A 4,637-nucleotide genomic window follows, 5' to 3' on the forward strand; every position below is an offset into this window, starting at 1 on the left:
AGGGCGGTAATGGAAACCTGCGCGAGGGCCGGTACAACCCCACACTCCGTCATGCCGGACTTGATCCGGCATCCATAGACCACTGAACTACGTCACTGCCACACCCATGGATACCGGCTCGGGGGCCGGTATGACGAGGTGGCTTGCGGACACCGGCTCGGAGGCTCAGATACGAGGTAGCTGTGGATACTGCCTCGGCAGCCCACTTAGCAGCGTAACAACGCGACGATGAAACCAATATGCAAAATATTCGTCTTAGGCTTCGCTAGATTCCCCCCGATCTTTCACTGTATAAAAGGGGTAAGCTCAAATCATCGTGGAACTGAGATGGCCTTAAAAAATAGATTCACACGATTACTCTGGCGTACTGCGCTCATACTGATACTCATTAGTATTGGCGTGGTCTTGCCATTTCGTTGGCTCAATCCGCCGGTCAGTATGGTGATGCTCGAACGTAGCTGGGAACAACGTGACCGCGACTACCAGCTCAAAAAGCAATGGCTCAGCTGGGAGCAAATACCTCGCCATACCGCCTTGGCTGTAGTGGTGTCTGAAGACCAAAACTTTCCCAACCATTACGGCTTTGATTTGAAAGCCATTCAAAAGGCCTTTGCCGAGCGGGAGCGCCGCGGCAGTTTACGTGGTGCCAGCACTATCAGTCAGCAGGTCGCCCGCAATATGTATCTGTGGACTGGCCGCAGCTGGCTGCGTAAGGGCCTAGAAGTTTGGTTTACAGGGCTGGTTGAGCTGTGTTGGCCCAAGCAACGCATTTTAGAAATTTATTTAAATATCGCCGAATGGGGCGACGGAGTGTTTGGTATTAGCGCCGCCAGTCGATATCACTTTGGCGTTCCCGCTGCGCAGCTTTCTCGCTGGCAATCGGCATTGCTGGCGTCCACCCTACCCAGCCCACTCAGGTACAATCCCGCCACTCCAGCGCAACATTTAGTTGAGCGTGCCAATTGGAACCTTACTCAGCAGGGTAAGTTAGGCGGCCATACATGGCTGGCGCGCCTAGAGTAGTCATTAAGCAATAGTCGATCACAAGCCATTGATTTTATTAGCTATATATCCATGCCACCCACCCTAACAATCCACGCTTAATTAGTAATCTACCGCTCAATATAAGCGATATACTCTGGCCTAAGCCCCCGCCCATACCTTGCCATTCGCCCCCGCTTAACGTTTACTGACAATATTGTGCTTAACGTTAGTCCTCCGCGCCGGACTTCTACTTCATTTTTGATCGTCGTAATGGGTGTACACAATCGCACAATGCCTAACAGCTTGCTTTTCGCACCGACAAGCTATTTCTGAAAATGGGTCAGAAAAGGGGACTCTTATGAATATTAACTTAAACGTAGCTTTTCTTGGCTTTATAACGATTCTGCTGACTGCTTGCGGTGGTGGAGGCGGTGGCGGGTCAGCCAGCGCCGTCCCAACCCCAGTGGTTCCCGATGACCCAAGTGCCGAGCCTTTGTTTGATCTCTTTAATTCCTCCCATATGGTGGATGTCGATGGCGATGGCGATTTAGATATTATTATTGGTATTCAAAACGAAAAACTAGAAATTGCCTCGGACCTTTGTTTAATAAACGACGGCAAAGCTAATTTCACACTTAAGGAAAACGCCATTCCAGACCACTATCTAGGAAAAAATGGCGTAACCATTAGCATTTCTTCTGCTGACTTTAATAAAGATAGCTTCCAAGATTTAATCACCATTACGGTAGACGGACGAGACGCAAGCGCCTATGAAACTGCGCAAATACACCTATACCTTGGTGTTGGTGATGGCACATTTACAGATGCAACAAACAATATCTCCGACAGTTTGCATAATGAGTGGCCCGCATTCACTCGCATTGGGGATTTTGACTTAGATGGAAATTTGGATTTTTTACTTACAAAGCCCGGCGGGGAAGCCAATGAGGGCCGAATCTATCTAAATGATGGAAGCGCAAATTTTGCCAAGGCAAATATAGTCGCCACGGATGCTGAGCGCAGCTATTCAAGCACACAATTATATTGGGAAAGTGATGGCAACACCCAGGCAGGAAGAGGTTCCGATCGAATAGCCTTAGAGGTTTTAATTGGCGATGTAAATAATGACGGGAACGTAGACCTTGTCGCACCGGCAGGGTATGCCGCGGGTGCGATGGCGACTTATATCAACAAAAGTACACCGGGAAAATTAGTATTTGATCTTGTTTATACCGTAAATGCTGCAGACCCATTTGATGAAACGTCGCTCAAGCGTTTTAAAGATGGCGCCTTATTAGACATCAATAACGATGGCTTACTAGACATGGTTGGCTCTAATTCCATAAGCCAACAGGACGAAGAAGAAGTACCGATTTACACTTATTTAAATAATGGTGATGGTTCCTTTACGCAGTCTACCGATATTAGTGGCTCTGGCTTAGAGCACGCGAGGCAATGGTTAGTAGCGGATTTTAACAATGATAAACTTAGTGACTTATTTGTAGCAGATCATGGCTATGATCGTCACCCCTTTCCCGGCGAGAAAAACCTACTACTTTTGAACAATGGCACTGGTGCCTTGGTTGAGCGCACAGCAACAAGCCTGAGCACAAAAAGTTCATATACCCACGGTGCCTCCGTCGGAGATTTAAATGGCGATGGTTACCCAGACTTGCTTTTAAATCATTCCTCCAAAGACGTTGACGGTAGATTATGGATAAATGATGGTGATGGAACGTTTACTTCAAAAGACCTAAGCATATAGCCTCGGTAAGGAGCGGATTATTCTGATCGTGCAAGCTCAATGTCTTTACTTTGCGGGTCACTCTATTATTGTCATATGAGGTAGTAGGTTTTTTCTGATTCTGTGCAAGGAAAGTTTTCATATAAGTAAAATCTGACCGGTTTTTAAGGAGTCAGAATGTATCAAGATATTATTGAATTTTGGTTTGACAAATTGATCAATTAACTCGCTCTCGATTCAAAGTTGTACATCGCCAAGCGACGCAGTGTGAATTGTCTACTTGGCGATGCAGCGCTCTAGGCAGTCTCGCAGAAATAATCGTTTTAGATCAATTCTCAAGAAATATGTTTAGAGTAAGACCGAAGCCCTTTGCCTATGATTCGCTTGCCCTAGCATTAGCACAAGTTGCGATTTCCTGTGATTTAGATGCTGATTTGTTTCCTCAGCAGCGTAGCTTTATGTATATGCCCTTTATGCACAGTGAATCGCTAGCTGCTCTCGAAGAGGCCGTTAGTCTATTTACTCAATTAGGGATAAAGTCTAACTTCGAGTTTGAATTGAAGCATAAAGCCATCATTGAGCGATTTGGATGTTATCCACACCGCAATCAACTACTACCGCGCACATCAATCGCAGTAGGGCTGGCTTTCTTAAAAACACCAGGTTCAGGTTTTTAGCGAGGGAACACAGCTAATCATGGACAAAATAATGCATAAATTTCAATGTAAGTGCGGCGCACTTGGCGGTTATATTCAAAACACCGGCATTAGTAATAGAATCATTTGTTACTGTGCGGATTGTCAGGCCTTCGCTAACTTTTTGGGTGGTGATGATGTAGTCGACGGACACGGCGGAACGGAGATTGTGCAAATTGCCCAACATCGACTCAAATTCAGCCATGGCAAAGAGCACCTAGCGGTAATGCGGCTGCGCCCAAATGGGCTATTTCGCTGGTACGCGAGTTGCTGTAACACAGCCTTTGGCAACACCCTAGGTAATCCGAAACTATCGTTTATTGGCCTGATTCACTCATGCCTTGATCAGTCGGCAATGGATGCCGATTTTGGCAAGGACATTGCTCAAGTGAATATTGAGTCCGCCATCGGCGAAGCGAAGCCGAAACAAAAAGGCTTAGCTGGCATATTACTTCGATTTTTACGCATCGTGCTTAGTGGCCGGTTTTTTGGTACATATAAACAGTCGCCTCTGTTCAACGATGCTGGCATGCCGGTAATAGAACCACGAATACTTTCTTCCCAGGAGCGGAGCAGTTTATAGGCGATATACTGTTTTTAAATAGAATAAATAGTCGTCGCCATTTCCGTGATGGTCCTTTATGAGTTTCTACACTGACTGACTCTGTATAATTCAAATAGGACATCGCTTTAGGCTTCAGGGATATTGAATCAAACGGCCCTCTGCGGTATTTGACCGGCATCGAGTCATTCACGGGCCTAATACTAACCACATGGACGGCATCGTTCTTGTATTTTGATATACAAGAATTTTAGGGTGCTGATCATAATGTGTAGAAATACAATAGGACGTCTCTACCCACGCTTGAACGTCTTATTTCTCAGCCACGATGTCACTAGGTCCGCCTTCTATTTCTTCTGATTTTTCAGGATCTTCTTGTGTGGAAACGTCATCATCAGTGTTACTTTTTCTCGTGTCTATTTCCAGGCGTGACAATATTTTTATTGCTTTATACCACTGCTCATTGAGCTGCTTAATTTCCGTAATAAAATCTATTCCATTTACCATTTGTTCTAGGCTGATCAGCCCCCGCGTGCCGGTGCTTAATAAATTTTCTTTCAATATATCTCGCTGACTTTTCAACGCGTAATAAGCATTCTCAAGTTTCTCAAAATAAAGTTCCGAGTCACTGCTGGTCGCGGAGTTTAAAAAA

Annotated in this window: 5 protein-coding genes; 4 read left to right on the plus strand and 1 reads right to left on the minus strand. The window is 45.6% G+C overall.

What is annotated here, in order from left to right; translation table 11 throughout:
- Window positions 1–327 precede the first annotated feature (327 nt).
- The 4 genes from mtgA (at window position 328) to ABYT30_RS15845 (ending at window position 4,006) form a co-directional block, all read left to right on the plus strand.
- Entirely contained in the window at window positions 328–1,023 is a 696-nt protein-coding gene (mtgA, locus tag ABYT30_RS15830; RefSeq protein WP_373097456.1) for a monofunctional biosynthetic peptidoglycan transglycosylase, read from the plus strand.
- A 319-nt stretch (window positions 1,024–1,342) separates the two neighbouring features.
- Window positions 1,343–2,749 (plus strand): FG-GAP repeat domain-containing protein, encoded by a 1,407-nt coding sequence (locus ABYT30_RS15835; RefSeq protein ID WP_373083503.1) that lies wholly within the window; start codon window positions 1,343–1,345, stop codon window positions 2,747–2,749.
- Window positions 2,750–3,000: 251 nt separating this feature from the next.
- On the plus strand, window positions 3,001–3,405 hold the full coding sequence (locus ABYT30_RS15840) for a DUF924 family protein (RefSeq protein WP_373097457.1): 405 nt from the start codon (window positions 3,001–3,003) through the stop codon (window positions 3,403–3,405).
- Window positions 3,406–3,436: 31 nt separating this feature from the next.
- Window positions 3,437–4,006, plus strand: a complete 570-nt coding sequence (locus tag ABYT30_RS15845) for a DUF6151 family protein (protein ID WP_373097458.1) — start codon at window positions 3,437–3,439, stop codon at window positions 4,004–4,006.
- Between the two features lie 291 nt (window positions 4,007–4,297).
- Here ABYT30_RS15845 and ABYT30_RS15850 read toward each other — a convergent pair.
- Window positions 4,298–4,637, minus strand: a 340-nt coding sequence (locus ABYT30_RS15850; protein ID WP_373097459.1) for a hypothetical protein, incomplete at its 5' end; no start/stop codon positions are given.

Origin of the sequence: Zhongshania sp., from assembly GCF_041623545.1 — a bacterium.
Classification (GTDB): domain Bacteria; phylum Pseudomonadota; class Gammaproteobacteria; order Pseudomonadales; family Spongiibacteraceae; genus Spongiibacter.

Excerpts from the sequence above, each read along its gene's own strand:
- mtgA (WP_373097456.1), top strand. The coding sequence starts at position 328 with ATGGCCTTAAAAAATAGATTCACACGATTACTCTGGCGTACTGCGCTC.
- ABYT30_RS15835 (WP_373083503.1), top strand. The coding sequence starts at position 1,343 with ATGAATATTAACTTAAACGTAGCTTTTCTTGGCTTTATAACGATTCTG.
- ABYT30_RS15845 (WP_373097458.1), top strand. The coding sequence starts at position 3,437 with ATGCATAAATTTCAATGTAAGTGCGGCGCACTTGGCGGTTATATTCAA.